General features: G+C 65.5%; 21 protein-coding genes and 1 other RNA gene. 14 read left to right on the top strand and 8 right to left on the bottom strand.

Translation table 11 applies throughout. The features are described from left to right. Window positions 1-67: 67 nt before the first annotated feature. The 4 genes from rnpB to ACUXVX_RS09005 all read left to right on the top strand — a co-directional run bounded on the left by rnpB (window position 68) and on the right by ACUXVX_RS09005 (window position 2029). Window positions 68-422, top strand: an RNA gene (gene rnpB, locus ACUXVX_RS08990) — RNase P RNA component class A. Between the two features lie 122 nt (window positions 423-544). Further along, window positions 545-712 carry a 50S ribosomal protein L33 gene (gene rpmG, locus ACUXVX_RS08995; RefSeq protein ID WP_012179442.1) on the top strand — a complete coding sequence of 56 codons (168 nt, stop codon included), beginning with the start codon at window positions 545-547 and terminating at the stop codon, window positions 710-712. 123 nt (window positions 713-835) lie between these two features. Then, a complete protein-coding gene (locus ACUXVX_RS09000; RefSeq protein WP_446311261.1) occupies window positions 836-1387 on the top strand; it encodes a GNAT family N-acetyltransferase in 552 nt (183 codons plus the stop codon). Window positions 1388-1447: 60 nt separating this feature from the next. Next, on the top strand, window positions 1448-2029 hold the full coding sequence (locus tag ACUXVX_RS09005; protein ID WP_446311262.1) for an AAA family ATPase: 582 nt from the start codon (window positions 1448-1450) through the stop codon (window positions 2027-2029). A gap of 67 nt (window positions 2030-2096) precedes the next feature. Here ACUXVX_RS09005 and ACUXVX_RS09010 read toward each other — a convergent pair whose 3' ends face one another. Both ACUXVX_RS09010 and ACUXVX_RS09015 read right to left on the bottom strand, forming a co-directional pair. Continuing rightward, window positions 2097-2819, bottom strand: a complete 723-nt coding sequence (locus ACUXVX_RS09010) for a Bax inhibitor-1/YccA family protein (protein ID WP_446311263.1) — start codon at window positions 2817-2819, stop codon at window positions 2097-2099. A 181-nt stretch (window positions 2820-3000) separates the two neighbouring features. Next, window positions 3001-3234, bottom strand: coding sequence for a DUF1127 domain-containing protein (locus tag ACUXVX_RS09015; RefSeq protein ID WP_446311264.1), 234 nt, complete (start codon window positions 3232-3234; stop codon window positions 3001-3003). Between the two features lie 123 nt (window positions 3235-3357). On the opposite strand from ACUXVX_RS09015, the gene ACUXVX_RS09020 reads away from it, so the two are divergent. Further along, the gene (locus ACUXVX_RS09020) at window positions 3358-4320 is read left to right on the top strand and encodes a LysR family transcriptional regulator (RefSeq protein WP_222492026.1); all 963 of its coding nucleotides are present in this window, start codon (window positions 3358-3360) and stop codon (window positions 4318-4320) included. Here ACUXVX_RS09020 and ACUXVX_RS09025 read toward each other — a convergent pair. Further along, the gene (locus ACUXVX_RS09025; RefSeq protein ID WP_446311265.1) at window positions 4271-5236 is read right to left on the bottom strand and encodes an NADPH:quinone oxidoreductase family protein; all 966 of its coding nucleotides are present in this window, start codon (window positions 5234-5236) and stop codon (window positions 4271-4273) included. The genes ACUXVX_RS09020 and ACUXVX_RS09025 overlap by 50 nt on opposite strands. A 326-nt stretch (window positions 5237-5562) precedes the next feature. Here ACUXVX_RS09025 and ACUXVX_RS09030 point away from each other — a divergent pair, with 326 nt between their 5' ends. From ACUXVX_RS09030 to ACUXVX_RS09045, 4 genes are all read left to right on the top strand, one after another. Further along, window positions 5563-5949: a helix-turn-helix domain-containing protein gene (locus tag ACUXVX_RS09030; RefSeq protein WP_222469896.1), complete on the top strand. Its 387-nt coding sequence runs from the start codon at window positions 5563-5565 to the stop codon at window positions 5947-5949. A 102-nt stretch (window positions 5950-6051) separates the two neighbouring features. Then, entirely contained in the window at window positions 6052-6867 is an 816-nt protein-coding gene (locus ACUXVX_RS09035; RefSeq protein WP_446311266.1) for an inositol monophosphatase family protein, read from the top strand. After that, window positions 6864-8204 carry an 8-oxoguanine deaminase gene (locus ACUXVX_RS09040; protein WP_446311267.1) on the top strand — a complete coding sequence of 447 codons (1341 nt, stop codon included), beginning with the start codon at window positions 6864-6866 and terminating at the stop codon, window positions 8202-8204. Before ACUXVX_RS09035 ends, ACUXVX_RS09040 begins: the two co-directional genes overlap by 4 nt. A gap of 63 nt (window positions 8205-8267) precedes the next feature. Continuing rightward, window positions 8268-8738: a CAP domain-containing protein gene (locus ACUXVX_RS09045; protein WP_446311268.1), complete on the top strand. Its 471-nt coding sequence runs from the start codon at window positions 8268-8270 to the stop codon at window positions 8736-8738. A 9-nt stretch (window positions 8739-8747) separates the two neighbouring features. On the opposite strand, the gene guaD is transcribed toward ACUXVX_RS09045, so the two are convergent. Continuing rightward, window positions 8748-10076, bottom strand: coding sequence for a guanine deaminase (gene guaD, locus ACUXVX_RS09050; protein ID WP_446311269.1), 1329 nt, complete (start codon window positions 10074-10076; stop codon window positions 8748-8750). A gap of 163 nt (window positions 10077-10239) precedes the next feature. Here guaD and mgtE point away from each other — a divergent pair, with 163 nt between their 5' ends. The 5 genes from mgtE to ACUXVX_RS09075 all read left to right on the top strand — a co-directional run bounded on the left by mgtE (window position 10240) and on the right by ACUXVX_RS09075 (window position 14498). Then, window positions 10240-11661, top strand: coding sequence for a magnesium transporter (mgtE, locus tag ACUXVX_RS09055; RefSeq protein ID WP_446311270.1), 1422 nt, complete (start codon window positions 10240-10242; stop codon window positions 11659-11661). After that, entirely contained in the window at window positions 11658-12209 is a 552-nt protein-coding gene (locus ACUXVX_RS09060; protein ID WP_446311271.1) for a 5-formyltetrahydrofolate cyclo-ligase, read from the top strand. Before mgtE ends, ACUXVX_RS09060 begins: the two co-directional genes overlap by 4 nt. A gap of 79 nt (window positions 12210-12288) precedes the next feature. Further along, window positions 12289-13062 (top strand): ion transporter, encoded by a 774-nt coding sequence (locus tag ACUXVX_RS09065; protein WP_446311272.1) that lies wholly within the window; start codon window positions 12289-12291, stop codon window positions 13060-13062. 69 nt (window positions 13063-13131) lie between these two features. Next, on the top strand, window positions 13132-13944 hold the full coding sequence (locus ACUXVX_RS09070; RefSeq protein WP_222469889.1) for a TIGR00282 family metallophosphoesterase: 813 nt from the start codon (window positions 13132-13134) through the stop codon (window positions 13942-13944). Window positions 13945-14042: 98 nt separating this feature from the next. Further along, the gene (locus tag ACUXVX_RS09075) at window positions 14043-14498 is read left to right on the top strand and encodes a hypothetical protein (RefSeq protein ID WP_222469888.1); all 456 of its coding nucleotides are present in this window, start codon (window positions 14043-14045) and stop codon (window positions 14496-14498) included. Between the two features lie 9 nt (window positions 14499-14507). Here ACUXVX_RS09075 and ACUXVX_RS09080 read toward each other — a convergent pair whose 3' ends face one another. The 4 genes from ACUXVX_RS09080 to ACUXVX_RS09095 all read right to left on the bottom strand — a co-directional run bounded on the left by ACUXVX_RS09080 (window position 14508) and on the right by ACUXVX_RS09095 (window position 17970). Then, window positions 14508-14765: an HlyU family transcriptional regulator gene (locus ACUXVX_RS09080; protein WP_446311273.1), complete on the bottom strand. Its 258-nt coding sequence runs from the start codon at window positions 14763-14765 to the stop codon at window positions 14508-14510. A gap of 3 nt (window positions 14766-14768) precedes the next feature. Continuing rightward, window positions 14769-15122, bottom strand: coding sequence for a YigZ family protein (locus ACUXVX_RS09085; protein ID WP_446311524.1), 354 nt, complete (start codon window positions 15120-15122; stop codon window positions 14769-14771). A gap of 10 nt (window positions 15123-15132) precedes the next feature. Next, window positions 15133-15720, bottom strand: coding sequence for an imidazoleglycerol-phosphate dehydratase HisB (gene hisB, locus ACUXVX_RS09090; protein WP_446311274.1), 588 nt, complete (start codon window positions 15718-15720; stop codon window positions 15133-15135). Between the two features lie 132 nt (window positions 15721-15852). Continuing rightward, a complete protein-coding gene (locus ACUXVX_RS09095; RefSeq protein WP_446311275.1) occupies window positions 15853-17970 on the bottom strand; it encodes a hypothetical protein in 2118 nt (705 codons plus the stop codon). Between the last annotated feature and the right edge of the window lie 211 nt (window positions 17971-18181).

The following is an 18181-nucleotide window of genomic DNA, read 5'->3' on the forward strand; positions in this document are numbered from 1 at the left end:
TTGCGGGTAGTGAAGGTCCCGACCTGCGCTTGACCGGCCCCGCCAACTCGCCTATCCGGGCCTTCGCGCGGATGGCCGGGTGGCTGCGGGGGCAACCCCGAGGAAAGTCCGGACTCCACGAAGCAACGGTGCCGGGTAATGCCCGGGCGGGGCAACCCGACGGATAGCGCCACAGAGAACAGACCGCTTGGCTAGACCAAGTAAGGGTGAAACGGTGGGGTAAGAGCCCACCGCGGGGCTGGCAACAGCACCGGCATGGCAAGCCCCACCGGGAGCAATGCCAAATAGGAGCCTCACATGGGCCGCTTCGGCCTCGGGGCTCGGGTTGGCAGCTAGAGGGGGCGCGGCAACGCGCGCCCGAGATGAATGGCCACCCCGCCCGAAAGGGCGGACAGAATCCGGCTTACAGGCCATCCGCGCGATTATTTTTGCCGATCCCGCTCAGGGGCGGTTGACTCAGGGATTGGCGCGGGTAAAAGGCGGGCTCCAAGCTACACATGCGGAGCGCCCCCGTGCGCGCTCCCCCCGCAAGAGGACAAGACAGATGGCCAAACCGACCACCATCAAGATCCGGCTGAACTCCACTGCCGACACTGGCCACTTCTATGTGACCAAGAAGAACGCTCGCACCATGACCGAGAAGATGGTCGTACGTAAATACGACCCGGTCGCGCGGAAGCACGTGGAGTACAAGGAAGGCAAAATCAAGTAAGCCCTTCCCCCCACGGAAAGCTCAGAAAACCGCGCGACGCCCCAAGGCTCGCGCGGTTTTTCTTTTCAATACAGCCAGCACCCCGCGAGCCTCCTCCCCAACAGGTCCCAAGGAGGCCATGCCATGCAGACCCATATCAGAGACACCCCCGGGCACATCCCTCGCCCTGCTCTGCCGCCCTTCACCATCCGCCCCGCCCGCATGGGCGATGTGGCCCCGGTGGGCAAGCTGCTGGCCACCTCCTACGCGACCCTGCTCGCACCGGATTATCCCGCCGAGGCATTGGCGCAGGCGCTCCCCTACATCACCCGCCCGCGCTCCTCGCTGCTGTCCTGCGGCACCTACTACCTTGCCGACACCGGAGACGGGCTCTTGGGGGCAGGCGGCTGGACGTATCACGCCCCCGGTGGCGGCGCGACGGGGCCGCGCGAGGTGGGGCACATCCGACACGTTGCCACCGCGCCCCACGCGACGCGGCACGGGGTGGGGCGGGCGCTGCTGGAGCACGCGCTCTTCGAGGCGCAACTCGCCGGGGTGCGGCGGATGATGTGCTACTCGACCGTCACCGCCGAGCCGTTCTACGCTGCTGTGGGCTTTGTTCCTCAGGCGGAGATCACCGTGACCCTTGCGCCCGGCCTCGAGTTTCCGGCGGTGCAGATGTGTAGCGATTTGTGATCTGTGCCGCACTTGCGAAGTGTCGCGCCGCGGCGCAGAATTGCAGGTATGGAACGGGTGATGATCGTAGGAGGGCCCGGTTCGGGCAAATCCACCCTGGCGCGGGCGCTGGGGGCGGTCACCGGTTTGCCCGTGTTCCACATGGACCACATCCACTACGCGCCGGGCTGGGTGCCTCGCGAGGCGGAGGTGAAGGATTGGATGACCCAGGAGGTCCACCGCAAGCCGCGCTGGATTTTCGAGGGTGGCCACTCGCGGACCTATGAGCAGCGGATGGCGCGGGCCGACCTGATGATCTGGCTGGATTTCCCGGTCGGGTTGCGGCTCTTCCGGGTGATCCGGCGGCAATTGCGATACCTCGGGAAGACACGCCCTGACCTGCCCGAAGGCTGCGTGGAGCGGCTGGACAAGGGCGCACTCGATTTCTTCATCTGGATATGGCGCACGCGGAAGGCTTCCCGCGCCCGGATCGCCGAGCTTGTGGCGGAGCCGCCGGAGCACCTCGGGGTGGTCCGTTTGGCATCACGACAGGAAATCGCGGCATTCTTGGCTGTGGTTGAAGCGGGCGAATGGCGGCGTCAGGCCTTGCCGGGGCAGGTCCGCTCCGCCGGGCGCCCGGCTGCTGCACCCGGCGCAGCCTGAGCCTGCCAATAAAAAAGGGCCGCCCCGATGGGCGGCCCTTTGACTGTTGGTCTGTCAGCCTTGCGGCTTATTCACGCCCGCCCATCAGCGAGAGCAGGAACATGAACATGTTGATGAAGTCCAGGTAGAGGCTCAGCGCGCCCATGACGGCGGCCTTGCCGAGCCACTCCTGATCCCCATGCGCCGCGTGGGCGATGTAGGTGTTCTTGATGTTCTGCGTGTCGTAGGCGGTGAGGCCCGCGAAGATCAGAACGCCGAGGATCGAGATGGCGAACATCATGCCCGGGCTTTGCAGCCAGATGTTGATGATCGAAGCCACCAGGATGCCGATCACACCCATGATCAGGAAGCTGCCCCAGCCCGAGATGTCCTTCTTGGTGGTGTAGCCCCAGAGGGACAGACTGGCGAAGGCGATTGCGGTCACAAGGAAGGTCTGGGCGATCGAGAAGTCGGTGTAAGCGGCGAAGATCCAGCTGATCGACAGGCCCATCACGGCGGAGAAGCCGTAGAAGAAGAGCTGTGCCGCGGCGGCCGACATACGGTTGACCATGGCGCCGAAGGCGAAGATCAGGATCAGCGGGGCGAACATGACGACCCAGCGCAGCGGCGTGGCGAAAATCTGCATCACCAGCGCGTCGTTGGTGCCGATGGCCCATGCCACGGCCGCGGTGAGCAGCAGGCCCACCGACATCGTGCCATAAACCTTGCTCATATGGGCCCGGAGGCCCTCGTCGATCTGCGCCGTACGGACGCCTGCGCCCATCGTGCGGATCGGTCCAGTCTCTGCCATTCATGCCTCCATTTGCACAAAGTTTGGGTCAGCACGCCCGGCGGACGCACTGCTTGGTGTCAAATATCGGCACAGTCGGCCTTGATTTCAAGTGGTTCTGGCGGGGAAACATGCTGTTTCGACCCAAAGATTTCGAGAGCGGCGCACTCGGGGGGAGCGCCGCTCTCATGGGTTGGCGGGATCAGGACCGCCAGCCCGGGGGAACGTCCCACAGACGACGCGCCGCTTCGGTGCGTGCTTCGTCGGGTGTGATGCCGATATCCTTCAGCAAATCGGCGTCGAGCCGGGCCAGTGCGCGGCGTTGGCGGCGCAGGGCGAGAAGGTTCAGGGCGCGGGTCATCAGGCTGCCGCGGATGGCGGCGGGGTGGTGTCCGGACAGGGCGCCGGAGGAGAGGGTGGAGGCGGGGAAGCTCATCGGGCCGATCCTTTGCTATCTGTGAACGTTGCGATCTGTTTGATCAGGATGATTGATATATGGCGGATGACATGGCATATTGAAAACGAATGTTTGTGACGCCAGCCATCACGGAGCTTGATGATGCCACGCAATCTGGACCTGACCGCCCTCCGCAGCTTCGTGACAGTCGCCGATTGTGCCGGCGTCACCCGCGCGGCAGGACAACTCAACATCACGCAATCAGCTGTCTCGATGCAGTTGAAACGGTTGGAGGAGTCGCTGGACCAGAAGCTGTTGGATCGCTCGCAGCGGCAGATCGCACTCACCCCGGCGGGCGAACAACTGCTCAGCTATGCCCGGCGGATGCTAACGTTGAATGATGAGGCGATCACCCGGCTGACGGCTGAGGAGTTCGAGGGCCAAATCGTGCTTGGCGTGCCCCATGACATCGTGCTGGGCTACATCCCCCGGATGCTCCAGCGCTTCGCCGCCGAATTTCCGCGCGTGCGGGTGCATCTGGTGTCGTCTTTCACGCGCAGCCTCAAGGAGGATTTCGCCAAGGGCGAGTGCGACATGATCGTGACCACCGAGGACGGCATGGATGAGGGCGGTGAAACCCTTCGCGAGGTGCCGCTGGTTTGGGTGGGCGCGCCCGGTGGCTGCGCATGGCGGCGGCGTCCGCTCCCGCTGGCCTTCGAAGAGAAGTGCTTCTTCAAGCCCATCGTACAGCGTGCACTCGACGAGGCGGGCCTGCCCTGGACGATGCAGGTCAGCTCCAACTCATCTCGCACGGTGGAGGCAACTGTGAATGCCGATCTCGCCGTGCATGCGATGCTGGAGGGGATGCACCCGCCCACCACAGAGCCGATCTGCCACGGTGGGGCGTTGCCCGAACTGCGCTCGTTCCGGATCAACCTCTACGGCGCGTCGAACCTCAAAAACCCGGCGCAGGAGGCGCTGGCTGAGCTATTGCGGCGGTCCTACGCGGGGCGTTTGCCGAGCACCGGCATGGGCTCGGTGCCCGTCGGGGATAGCGGCGTGATCGGCGAGGCGCTCAGCGCTGTGGTTCAACAACAACCTTACCGGTCGAGCGCCGCGTCCTGATCAGGTCCATCGCTTCATCGATCTGGTCTAGTGGCAGGCGATGGGAGACATGCGGGTCCAAGCCGCCGGTTTCCCAGAGCTTCATGAGTTCGCCAAGAGAGCCGGTGAGCACCTCGGGTGCAAAGCCCATGTAGCCGCCCCAATACAGCCCCATCACCGTGAGGTTCTTCACCAGCAGGTGGTTGGCCTTGATCTGCGGCACCTTGCCGCCCGCGAAGCCGATGGCCAAGAGTCGCGCTTCAGGGCGGGCGGCGCGGAAGCACTCGGTGAATAGCGGATCGCCCACGGTGTCATAGAGCACATCGAGGCCGCCGAGGGCCTTTAATTGACCGCGGATATCTTCACTCTGCGCGTCGATCAGGTGTGTCGCGCCGGCCTTCGCTGCAACCTCCAGCTTGTCGGCGCCCCGCGCAATGGCCACGACCTCTGCGCCAAGCTTTGCCCCAAGTTCTACCGCGGTCAGCCCCACGCCGCCCGCCGCGCCGGTGACAACAAGGCGCTCGCCCTGTGCCAGCCGCGCGCGATGCACGAGCGACAGATGAGAGGTGCCATAGGCCACCAGAAAGGCTGCTGCGATATGAAAGGGCATTGCGTCCGGGAGCTTCAGGCAGCGTGTCGCAGGAAAGCAGCCTTCTTCTGCAAGTCCGCCCCGGCCGCCGAACACGCCGATACGCTCGCCGACAGCCAGCCCTTCGACTCCCTCGCCCAGAGCCGTCACGGTGCCAGCCAGTTCGATCCCGAGGGTGAAGGGGGCAGGGGGGGTGTCCTGATAGGTGCCTTCGACCATCAGGAGATCGGCGAAGTTGAGCCCGCAGGCCGCGATCTGAACGGCCACCTCGCCCGGTGCCGGTTCAGGCGACGGAATATCGGTGAGTGCGGGTCGTTCTCCCGTTGCGGTGACGCGGTAGGCCTTCATGAATTCTCCCTCCGTTTGCGCACCTGAACTAGGGCGTGCGCCAAAGTTGCGCAATCCTGTGGATGGTTCGCATTATGCAGTTGCAATTTGCAATGGCAGATCGTGGGTCTCAAATGCAACCCATAATTGTATCTCATTTCCGCCTTAAACTTGCCGTGGAACGATGACTGTGGCATGGTTTTCCGCAGGGAGTCGTTGGTTAACCCCCTGAATTTGCATTCGATCAAATTTTTTTACGAACTGAAGTAGAGAATACCCCACCTCCTGAGCCGTTTGGCACGGAAGTTGCTACATAAGTGAGAAAGAAGAGCCTTAAGGAGACTTTAATGAAACATCCGGTCGACATACATGTTGGCAAGCGCGTTCGGCACCGTCGGTGGATGGTCGGCATGACGCAGCAACAACTGGCCGAGAAGGTCGGGATCAAATTTCAGCAGATCCAGAAATACGAGACCGGCATGAACCGCGTCAGCGCATCGCGTCTTTGGGACATTTCCCATGCGCTTGATGTGCCGATCTCCTTTTTCTTCGAAGGTCTGAGCGAAGACCTGCCTCAAGTCGCCAAGACCGAGGTGAGCGAGGGCGAGAGCGTGCCGGGAGATATCCTTGGTGACCGCGAAGCGCTTGAACTGGTGCGCAGCTACTACGCAATCCCCGAGAGCCAGCGCCGCCGGTTGTTCGATCTGGCCCGCGTATTGAGCGACGTGAACTGACTCGCTTGTAATCGTACAATCGTGTTTTTCAGGAGAGCGCCCCGCTTTGGGGCGCTTTTCTCGTTGGGGCGCCTGCGCTAAGGCTCAGGCAGGGGGTGCCTTATGAGACGAGAAGACCTGACAGCAGAAGATGCGGCCGCACTCCGGGCCTGCGGCGCTGCGATGGCGGAGGCTGCCCGAGCGGCGATCCTGCCGTATTTCCGCAAGCCGCTAACGGCGGAGAACAAAGACGGCCAAGGCGGGTTTGACCCGGTCACATTGGCCGACCGGGCGGCAGAAGAGGCCATGCGCGGTGTTCTGGCCGAGCTGCGCCCGCAGGATGCCGTTCTGGGCGAAGAGTTCGGCCGACAGGTGGGTGAGAGCGGGCTGACCTGGGTGCTCGACCCGATCGATGGCACCCGCGCCTTTATCTCCGGCACGGCAAGTTGGGGCGTGCTCATCGCCTTGCAGGATATGCGCGGCCCTTTCTACGGCATCATCGACCAGCCCTACACCGCTGAGCGGTTCGAGGGCGGACTGGGCGCTGCGAAGTTGGCCCATCCCTACGGCGAGGCCCCTTTGCGGGTGCGCGAGGGCCGTGCGCTGGCGGAGGCAACGCTCTTCACAACTTTTCCCGAGGTCGGCACAGAGGCTGAGGCGGCGGCGTTTCAAAGTGTGGCGCGCGAGGTGCAACTCACCCGTTACGGGCTGGACTGCTACGCATACGCCCTGCTTGCCCTCGGGCAGATCGACCTCGTTATCGAGGCGGGGCTGCAAAGCTATGACATCGCCGCGCCGATCGCGGTGATCGAGGCGGCGGGCGGTATCGTGACCGATTGGGAGGGCGGCCCGGTGCATGAAGGGGGCAGAGCGCTCGCTGCGGCCACGCCCGAGTTGCACCGCGCGGCAATGGCGCTACTGGCGGAGCAGGGCGCATGACCCACCGGCTCATCCGGGGCGGCCACGTGCTTTGCATGGACGATACCGGAACCGAGGGTGAGCTCGATGTGCGTTTGCGCGGCGGCGTAATCGACGAGATCGGCCCCAATCTCGCGCCCAACGATGCAGACGTGGTCAACGCCGAGGGCTGCCTTGTGACCCCCGGCTTGGTGAACACCCATCACCACATGTTCCAGAGCCTCACCCGCGCCGTGCGGGCCGGGCAGGACGCGCTGCTCTTTGGCTGGCTGCAGGCGCTCTACCCGATCTGGGGCCGGATGACGCCGGATGATATCCGCCTGTCTGCCCAACTGGCCTGCGCAGAGCTGGCGCTGTCGGGCTGTTCGATGAGTTCCGATCATCTCTATCTCTTCCCGAACGGGTCGCGGTTGGAGGACAGCATCGAAGGGGCCTCGGAGGTTGGCATCCGTTTTCTGGCCACCCGCGGGGCGATGAGCATTGGTGAGAGTAAGGGCGGTCTGCCGCCCGACGCACTGGTGGAGGATGAGACTGCGATTCTTGCCGATTCCGCACGGGTGGTGGGGGCCTTCCACGACCCTTCCGATGCAGCGATGGTGCAGGTCGGCCTCGCGCCGTGCTCTCCCTTTTCGGTGAGCCGGGAGTTGATGCGCGACGCGGCGCTGTTGGCCCGCGAAAAGGGGGTGCGACTGCACACCCATCTGGCGGAGAACGAGGAAGACATCGCCTATTCGGAGGCCAATTTTGGCTGTCGTCCGGGGCAATATGCCGAGGAGCTGGGCTGGGTCGGCGAGGATGTGTGGCATGCCCATTGCGTGAAGCTGGATGCGGGCGAGATCGACCTGTTCGCACATACCAAGACCGGCGTGGCCCATTGTCCCTGCTCCAACTGCCGCCTCGGCTCGGGCATCGCGCCTGTGCGGGCCATGCGGGATGCGGGCGTGCCGGTGGGGCTGGGCGTGGATGGCTCTGCCTCGAATGATGCCAGCAATCTGTTGGCCGAGGCGCGCATGGCGCTGCTCATGGCGCGCGTCCGCGACGGGGCAGATGCAATGCCCGCCCGCGAAGCCTTGCGCATTGCCACGCGCGGTGGGGCGGAGTTGCTCGGTCGGGGCAGCCATCTGGGCCAGATCCGCCCGGGCTTTCGCGCCGATCTTGCGATCTGGGACATGAGCACCATCGAGGCCGCTGGAAACTGGGATCGGGCGGCGCTGCTTCTGGCCGGCCCAACGCGGGTGCGTGACCTCTTCGTGGAGGGGCGCGTGGTGGTGAAAGGCGGCGAACTGGTGTTGGCCGATGCACGTGCCATCGCGGCGCAGGCCTCACAGGCAATCGCCCGCCTGATGCGCGCGGAGTGACCCTGCACGGTTGACCGCTGGCGGACCCTGCCCTCAGGTGGGCGCAACCTAGGAGGCCATGCCATGAAACCGATCGCGACCGCGCTTGCAGCGCTGATCCTCGCCGGAACTGCCAGCGCTCACGCGCCAGTTCATGCCACCGCGCCCGCACCGCTTCTGGTGGCAAGCGATCTGACCGCAGAGTTCGGCGCGGTGCTCAACGCCTATCGCGTCTCCAAAGGCCGTGCGCCGCTGGTCGCCGCGCCGGGGTTGGAGAGGGCTGCGGTGGATCACGCCGACGACATGGCGCGCAAGGGCTATTTCTCGCACAAAGGGCGGGATGGCAGCTCTTCACGCAGCCGGATGAAGCGGCGCGGTTGCTCGGGCACGACAGCGGAGAACATCGCGGGGGGCTACCCCTCGGTCAGCGCTTTGATGAAGGGGTGGCGCGGCTCCAGGGCGCATGATAAGAACATGCTCTTGCGCGATGTCAGGTTCTTCGGCATCGGCAAGGCGGGTGACAAGTGGGTGCTCAACCTCGCTTCCAATTGCTGACCCGCCCGGTCAGCGGCGGCTGACGCCGTTGACCCACACGGCCTTCACCGCCCGGTCGTCCCCCATCATCATCGTCGGAAAGAGCGCCTCCCAGATGTCGCGGGCGCGGGCAGCGCGTTGGGCGATGGCCGGGGTCGAGGCGAGGTCGACCGCGATGATGTCGGCGGCCGATCCGGGCGCGAGCGTGCCCACCTCGGCCTCCATCCGCAGCGCCTTGGCGGAGCCGGTTGTGGCGAGCCAGAGCAGGTGGGCGGGGTGCAGCACCGCGCCGTTGAGCTGGCTGATCTCATAGGCCGCGCCCATCGTCCGCAGCATCGAAAAGGAAGAGCCGCCCCCGGTGTCGGTGGCCAGCCCCACCTCCACACCGCCCGCAACCAACCCGGCGGCATCGAAGACGCCGGAGCCGATGAAGGTGTTGGAGGTCGGGCAATGCACCACCGCCGAGCCGCTCTCTGCCAGCCGCGCCCGCTCGCGGTCGGTCAGGTGGATGGCGTGGCCGAAGAGCGCGCCTGGGCCGATGAGCCGGTGCTTCTCATAGGTGGCGAGGTAATCTTCGGCCTCGGGGCAGAGCTCCTTTACCCAGGCGATTTCCTCGACCTGTTCGGAGAGATGGGTCTGCATGGCGCAATCGGGGTGCTCGGCCCACAGCGCGCCCATCGCCTCAAGCTGGGCTTCAGTTGACGTAGGGGTAAACCGGGGCGTGATGGCGTAGCGTGCGCGGCCCTGCTTGTGCCAGCGTTGCAGCAACGCCTTGCTCTCGTCATAAGCCCGCTCGGGGGTGTCCTTCAGCGCATCGGGGGCGTTGCGGTCCATCGCGACTTTGCCGCCGACCACCGCCATTCCCCGCGCCTGGGCGGCCTGAAAGAAGGCCGTTACGCTCTCGGGGTGCGAGGTGCAGAAGCTGGCAATGGTTGTGGTGCCATTGGCAATGGCAAGGTCAAGATAGCGCCCTGCGATGGTGGCCGCATAGAGCGCATCCCCAAAGCGGCTCTCTTCCGGAAAGGTGTAGCCCTCCAGCCAGTCGATCAGCCGTTTGCCCCATGAGGCGATGATGCCGGTCTGGGGGTAATGGGCATGTGCGTCGACGAAGCCGGGCAGGAGCAGGGCCGCGCCATAGTCCACCCGCCGGGCGGAGGCGTGGCTCTCGATCAGCCGGGCGGCCGGGCCGATCTCGGTGATCCGGCCACCGCGCAGGACGATGCCGCCGCGGCTCAGGTGGCGGGCGGAGTCCTCAGGCGGGCTCGAGAAAGGGTCGGCGGTAAAATCGAGGATCTGCCCGAGCAGGAGGGTCTCGGGAGCCGCACCGGAGGCGGCGTCGGGGGAGGCGGGGGCAGACATGCGACAAGCGTAAGCGCCGCCTGCGCCTTGGTAAATGCGTGAAATGACAGCACGCAGCGGCACAACGGCGAATTCACGCGGGGCCGGGCAATCGCCCCGCTGCGCCTTGCGCCTTTTCGCACGTGCAATATGTTGGCCGCGACACCCAGAAGGAGGCCCGCCGATGAGCCGAGAGCCGATCACCGTCGCCGAGGAGGACGAGCGCCCCGAGCCCCTCCCCGAGGAGCGCGAAGAGCAGGAATACGGCCTGCAAACGCCCTTCGTGCAGGCGGTGCTGGAGGCGACCTTCAACGATGACACCGGCACGCTCTCGGAGCTGCTGGACCCGCTCCATGCCGCCGACATCGCCGACCTTCTGGAACAGATCGGGGAGGGTCCGCGGCGTGAGCTGATCCTGCTGTGGGGCGAGAACGTCGACGGCGAGATCCTCTCGGAACTCGATGAGACCATCCGCGAAGAGGTGATCGGTGCCCTCTCGCCCGAGGCGCTGACAGAGGCGGTACGGGAGCTCGACTCCGATGACGTGGTCGACCTCGTGGAAGACCTCGAGGAAGAACAGCAGGAAGCAATTCTGGAGGCGCTGCCTGCCGCCGACCGGATCGCGGTGGAAGAGGCGCTCTCGTGGCCTGAGGAATCCGCCGGCCGCCTGATGCAACGCGAGGTGGTGCGCGCGCCCGAACATTGGGATGTGGGCCAGATGATCGATTTCATGCGGGCCGAGGGGCAGGAGCTGCCCGAGCAGTTCTACCACGTCATCCTGATCGACCCGAAGATGCACCCGGTGGGCTACGTCGCGCTGGGCCGCATTCTGGCCAGCCCGCGTTCGACCCTGCTGATGGATATCACCGAAGACAGTTTTCGCACCGTGCCGGTGGATCAGGATGAGGGCGAGGTGGCATATGCCTTCAACCAGTATCACCTGATCTCGGTGCCTGTGGTCGACCACTCCGACAGACTTGTCGGGGTGATCACAATCGATGACGCCATGTCGGTGCTCGACCTTGAGGCCGAGGAAGACCTGCTGCGTCTCGCCGGTGTGGGCGATGAAAGCCGGGTGACGGACTCGGTGTGGGAGACCACCAAGCTGCGCTTTCCTTGGCTGGCAGTGAACCTCGTGACCGCGATCCTCGCCTCACTGGTGATCGACCAGTTCGAGGCGGTCATCGCGCAACTCGTGGCGCTGGCTGTACTCATGCCCATCGTTGCCTCGATGGGCGGCAATGCCGGCACGCAATCACTCACCGTGGCGGTGCGGGCCATCGCCACCAAGGACCTTACCGGCTCCAACGTGTGGCGCGTGATCCGGCGGGAGGCGGCGGTGGGGCTCGTGAACGGGCTCGCCTTTGCCGTGCTGATGGGGCTCGTGGGCTGGTTCTGGTTCGACACCGCCATGCTGGGCGCGGTGCTGGCGCTGGCGATGATCATCAACCTGCTGGTGGCCGGGCTTGCGGGCATCCTCGTGCCGGTGCTGCTCGACAAGTTCGATATCGACCCTGCGCTGGCCTCCGGCGCCTTCGTAACCACGGTGACCGATGTGGTGGGCTTCTTCGCCTTCCTCGGTCTGGCGGCGGTGATGCTGCTGTGAGCCTCGTGGAAGAGAAAAAGGCCGCGCGCGCGGCGGCGCTGGCGCGGCGGGCCGAGGCCCATGCGCAGTGGTCCGGCCACGCGGCAGGCCGCCTGTCAGAGGTGTTGGCCGGCTATCGCGGCGTGCCGCTCGCGGGCTACATGGCGATGCGCGACGAGATCGACCCACTGCCCGCGCTGGAGGAAGCCGCCGCACACGGGCCGGTGGGGCTGCCCACCATCATCGCGCCCGCCACACCGCTGGTGTTCCGGATGTGGGAGCCGGGGGCAGAGATGGTTGCGGCGCGCTTTGGCACTTTGGAGCCAACTGGGGAGGTGATGCGGCCCGAGATCCTCGTGGTGCCGCTGGTCGCTTTCACCCGTGCGGGCGCAAGGTTGGGCTATGGTGGCGGGTTCTACGACCGGACGCTCGAACTGCTCCGCCGCGATGGCCCGGTGCTTGCCATCGGCTTTGCCTACTCTGCCCAAGAAGCGGAGTTTTTGCCGCAAGAACCGACAGATGCGCCGCTTGACATGATCGTGACCGAAGCCGGTGTGCTGACCTTCTGACCTTGCCGCTCATCGGGTTGACCCTGGTTCGCTGCGTCCCCAAGTAACGGCTCAACAACAGTCGGAGCCCTCCCAGAATATGACCTTCCGTGCGCGCCTCGGCGCCTTCCTCGATCGCGGCGACGTTCAAAGTGCCATAACCGGGGTGATCGTGCTCAACGCCGTTGTGCTTGGCCTCGAAACCTCGCCCGAAGTAATGAGCCGTGTGGGCAGCCTCGTGGTCATCATCGACACGATCTGCCTTGCGATCTTCGTCGTCGAAATCGCAGCGCGGCTCTGTGCGCGGGGCTGGTCGTTTTTTCGAGGTGGGTGGAACCTGTTCGATCTGGCGGTGGTGGCGGTGGCGCTGGTGCCGTCGGGCCATGGTTTCTCGGTGCTGCGCGCCCTGCGGGTGCTCCGGGTGCTGCGGGTGATCTCGGTCGCGCCACGGCTCCGGCGCGTGGTGGAGGCCTTTCTGACCGCGCTGCCGGGCATGGCCAGTGTGTTCCTGTTGATGGCGCTGCTGTTCTACGTGGGCGCGGTCATTGCCACTACGCTGTTCGGCACCGCCTTCCCCGACTGGTTCGGCGACATGGGTACCTCGGCTTATACGCTGTTTCAAATCATGACGCTGGAAAGCTGGTCGATGGGCATCGTGCGCCCGGTGATGGAGGTCTATCCCTGGGCCTGGGCCTTCTTCGTGCCCTTCATCATGGTCACGACCTTTGCCGTGGTGAACCTGATCGTCGGTCTCGTGGTCAACTCGATGCAGACCGCCCATGAAGAGGAGAGCGTGGCCGCGACCGATGCCTACCGCGAGACGGTTCTGGCCCGCCTTGAGGCGATCGAAAAGCGGCTGGCGGAGCGCAGCTGAGGCGTGGCCGCGCCCGCAGCCTATGCACCGCATCTTGCCCTGTGACCCGATGCAGCTTAGGGCTTTCTCATGCGGATACTCTTTCTTGGCGATGTAATGGGGCGCGCGGGCCGGACGGCGGTGGCCGAGCGGCTCCCGGGGCTGCGCGAGGCGTGGCGGCTCGATTTTGTGGTGGTCAATGGCGAGAACGCGACCTCGGGGGCAGGGCTCTCGGGCGCGCATGCCAAGGCGCTGCTGGAGGCCGGGACCGATGTGATCACCCTCGGCGACCATGCCTTCGACCAGAAAGACATGCTCAGTTTCATCGGCTCGGAGCCGCGGGTGCTGCGGCCGATCAACTTTGCCAAGGACGCGCCAGGCAAGGGCTTTCGGGTCTATGACGCGCCGGGCGGGCGCAAGGTGCTGGTGGCGCAGGTGCTGGGGCAGGTGTTCATGAAGCGGTGCTTTGATGATCCGTTCTCCGCGATCGAGCCGGTGCTGAAATCGCACGTGCCCGGCGGGCTGGTGCAGGCCTCGCTGATCGATATGCATTGCGAGGCGACCTCAGAGAAAATGGGGATGGGACACTTTTGCGATGGCCGCGCGAGCGTGGTGGTCGGCACCCACACCCATGTGCCGACGGGTGATGCCCAACTGCTGCCGAAAGGCACGGCGTTTCAGGCCGATGCTGGCATGTGCGGCGATTACAACTCGGTCATCGGCATGGAGCCTGACGAGCCGATGCGCCGGTTCGTGACGGGCATGGCGAAGGGGCGGTTTCAGCCCGCAATGGGGGAGGCCACCCTGTGCGGCCTCTACGTGGAGACGGACGACCGCACCGGAAAGGCAAAGCGCGTGGTGCAGGTTCGGCAGGGCGGGCGGCTGGAGCAGTCGGGGCCGTAGGCCGAACTTTCTGCAATCGAGACGGGTTTACGCAAGGGCATCTGTCGCGCTAGGGTGGAGGTCCACCATTTTCAGAACTTCTCGATTAGGACTGCATCATGACACATGATCCCCTTGTAATGTCGGGGCATGCGAATGCCGATGGCACGGGCCCGATGGGCATTCTCTCCCCCGAACAGATGGAAGAGTGGATCGCCGGCAAGCTCGACATGGGCGCAAGTGAGCGCAAGTCGCGCGGCTCAAACATCAAGAGCGTTGTTGCGGCCTTCATGGATGGCGCTGGCAAGGCAACGAGCGGCCCGAACAAGCATGTGCCTCACGGCAAGTTTCAGGAGCCGAACCGTTCGCACACCAGCAAGTATCGCGGCCACGATGTCTACCACACCTCGTCGGGAAAGATCGGCAAGTCGAACGGGATCACCATCTTCTACGTCAACCCGCAGGGGCACGACGGCAAGATCATCGGGATCGGGAATCACATCAACTCAACCACCTATGAGATCGAGTGGCATGTTCGCGATTGGCATGTCGGCCGGACGGTTTCACTCGGCTGATCGGGCCGGTCAGAACAGCCGCTCGCCCTGTTCGTCGATCATCTGGCAAGCCTTGCGCAGGCTGGCCTCCGCCGCGTCGGTCTCATCGGCGATGACATCGGCGCGGATCATGTGGTGGCTTTGGCCGTCCTTCTCGATCATCGCGCCGATCCGAAAGCCGCCGGGCGCCTTCTCGGGGCAGGGTGTGATGGAAAAGCCCTTGTGATCGACCGGCTCGGGGCCGGCGGGCTGGCTCTTGCCGCCGAAGAGCTTTGAAAAGAGAGACATGGGCTAACCCTCCATCTGGTCGAGATAATGGGTAACGCAATCCTGCACCCGGCGAAAGCGGTCGCCGCCGAGGTGGGTGCCGCCGAACCAGCGGGTGACGATCACCAGATGGTTCTCGAGTTGGGCGCGCTCCAGCATCCGCACAATCACCATGCCTGCGCCCGCTTCGCCATCATCGCCCTTCAGCGGGCCGTCCGGCAAAAGGAGCGCCCATGTGTTGTGGGTCGCCTTGGCGAACTTCTTGTTGCGCTTTAGCTCTTTCAGGAGGGTCTGCACCTCCGCTTTGGAGCCAGCCGGGCCACCCGAGACAGCGTATTTCGATCCCCGGTCAGTGAGGACGTTCTCGAAAACGGTCAGAGCCACGCGCTCAGAGCGTGCCCTTGGTCGAAGGGATGGCATCGGCCTTGCGCGGGTCGGCCTCCAGCGCATCCCGCAGCGCCCGGGCCACGGCCTTGAAGGCGGCCTCGGCGATGTGGTGGCTGTTGAAGCCGTGCAGCGCGTCTACGTGCAGGGTGATGCCGCCGTGGGTCGAGAAGGCCTGAAAGAACTCGCGCACCAGCTCGGTATCGAAGGTGCCGATCTTCTGGGTGGGGAAGTCGACATTCCAGACAAGGAAGGGCCGGCCGGAGAGGTCGAGTGCGGCCCGCAGGAGCGCATCGTCCATCGGCAGCAGGCAGGCACCATAACGGGTGATGCCGCGCTTGTCGCCCATCGCCTCGGTCAGTGCCTTGCCCAGCGTGATGCCCACGTCTTCGACGGTGTGGTGATCGTCGATGTGCAGGTCGCCCTTGGCCGAGATCTTCATGTCGATCAGCGCGTGGCGGGCCAATTGGTCGAGCATGTGGTCGAAGAAACCGACGCCGGTAGCGTTGTCGTAGCTGCCGGTTCCGTCGAGGTCGATCTCGACGGTGATCGCGGTTTCCGCGGTTTCACGGGTGACGCTGGCTGTGCGCATTGGGGCCTCCGGAACGGGTCTGAGGCGGTATAGGCGCGGGGGCGGCGCGGGGAAAGAGGGGCAGGCGCGGAGGGGCGCAGGCTGTGGCGCGCCTGCGCCAGCCGATTGCGCCCCTGCGTTTTTGTTCGCGCGTCAGCGCTCGTCCGGTGGGGTTTTGTCATCGTCCAGCATGGGGAGCGGCGCGATCACCGTTTTCGCGCTCGCCTGAGGCGGTGCTGGCGGCGGTGGCGGTGCGGGAGGCTCAGGCGGTAGTGGCGCCGGTGCGATCTCTGCCGGGGCAGGCTCCGGCACGTCGATCTGCGGCGGCGCGGGGCTTGGCTCAGGCTCAGGCTCAGGTGCTGGCTCTGGGGGCGTTTCGGGCGCGGCCTCGGCAGCGGGTTGCGGCGGCGCAGGGGCTGCCGCGGGCGCGGGGGCTGCGGCCCAAGGATCGGCGATTTCAGCCGGTGTGGCGGAGGCTTCCGGATCGTCAGCCAAGGCCTGCGGGGCCTGTGTGACCTCGTCACGCGGAACAATAGCGGGCTCGGGCGGCTCGGGAGCGGCGGGTTCTTCCGCCTCTTCTGGCTCCGGCGGGGCGCTCCACGGGTCGGCGATGGCCGCCGGGGTGGCGCGCGTTTCGGGATCCTCGGCAAGCGCCTGCGGCGTGGTGGTCACGCTATCCGCCTCGGTGAGCGGGGGGAGTTCGGTCACGTGGTCCGGTTCCGGCTCGGCTTCGGCCTCGCGCGCAGTGGGAATCTCTGGCGGTGCGCTTGGCGGGATTTCCTGCGGCGGTGTCGGGTGAGGCACCTCCGGCGGTGCGGGGGGCGGTGCTTCCTGCGGCGGGTCTGCCGGGGTCTCAGGCGGGGTCGGCGGATGCACCGGTTGCGGCGTGGGCTCCGGCACGGGTTCGGGGGCCGGCTCTGGCGTGGGTTCCGGCTCGGGTTCGGGCGTTGGCTCAGGGTCCGGCTCCTGCGTGGGCGCAGGCTCGGGGGCCGCCGTAGGGGCCGCAGGCACGGCCGGTGTGGGAGTTGGTTCGGGCGCTGGCGCCGGGGCTGTGGGTGCGGCCTCTGCCTTGGCTGCAGGCGCAACTTCCGCGGCGGGTCGCGGCGTGGGCTTGGGGGGAACGAACCCGCTGGGCATGAGCTCTGCGGGCGGGGTGAAAGCCGAGGCTCCGGCCTGTTCCTCGGCGGCGGTTCCTGCCACTGCGGCCGTGGTCGCAGCCGCTGCGACTGGTGCGGCGGCTGTGTTGGGGGCCGATGGCTTTGGTGTGGGGGGCGCTTCGGCTGCAGCGGGCATCTCGCCGCCAATCACGGTTTTCTGCGCCGTGGCCGTGGTGCGATCGGCCCCGCCGGGGAGCGTGGCGGCCTCTTGGCCGAGCGCGGCAAAGGCGAGCGCATCGACATCCAGTCGGGTTTCCCAATCGGGGTTTGGGCGCTGGCCGCGGGTGGCGCCGATGTAGATTTGCAGCAGGCAGCCGTTGGTGAAGGCATCGATCAACCCGGCTTTGGTGCCCCATGCAAAGAAGCCGCTGATGATCACAACCAGAAGGCCCGCGCCGGGGGCGACGAGGATGATCGGTACGAACAGGATGAGCCAGCCAACGAAGGCCAGCAGGCCGTAGGCCCAGCCAAGCCCCTGCAGCGTCAGCGCATTGCCGACCACGGGCTTGCCGTTCTGCGCCAGCAGCACCAGCCCCTCGCGGGCGGCGGCAAAGGGGTTTACCGCCCGTTTGCGCATCCCGTGGGCCAGCACCATCTCATCAATCGGGCGCTCGGAGAGCCAGAGGTAGGGTTGGTTCATCCCCACGCCCTTGCCCTCGGGTTTCATCCTGAACAGCTCTCGCAGGGGGAGCAGCGGGTTGATCGCGGGCAGGGTTTTCTCGATCTGGCCGCGCAGCGCCCAGAGGCGGTTCATGTCGCCATGGCGCTCGGTGACAATCGCGATACCGGCCTTGATCTGGCTGCCTTCCGGCAGGCGGCGGCCTTCGAGGATCTCGGCCATCAGCGCCATGTGCGGCGCGCGGATGTACCAGTAGAGGTGTTTGCGCAAAAACCACATGCCCACGCCCATCCCGCCGCAGAGCATGAGAATGAAGAGGAGCGGCATGGTTCGTGCGAGAGCGATCACGGTGCCAAAGCTGGCCCCGCCCTGCATGGCGCTCCGGGTGATCGCCACACCGATGATGTGCCCGATCCAGGCCAGCAGCGCGTAACAGGCTGCGATCCCGAGGAAGACCCCGAGGCGATATCCGGTAAAGGCGGCGGTTTGCTTCAACAGTCCCCAGGCAAGGGAGGACTTGAAATTCCACATCTGTCAAATTCCCTCAGGCGCAATCAATGCTTAGAGCCTAGCGAAATTCGGCCACGCTTCAACCAATAGTGATGGGCGTGAGGAGGCTCGCTGTGCGCCGAAATGTTGCGGCGTGGGCTTTGCATGCGGGCGCGGAGGGACTAGCTGAGAAAGGCAGTGAACGGAGCCGCAAATC

It is taken from the genome of Vannielia sp. SX4, from assembly GCF_052828525.1.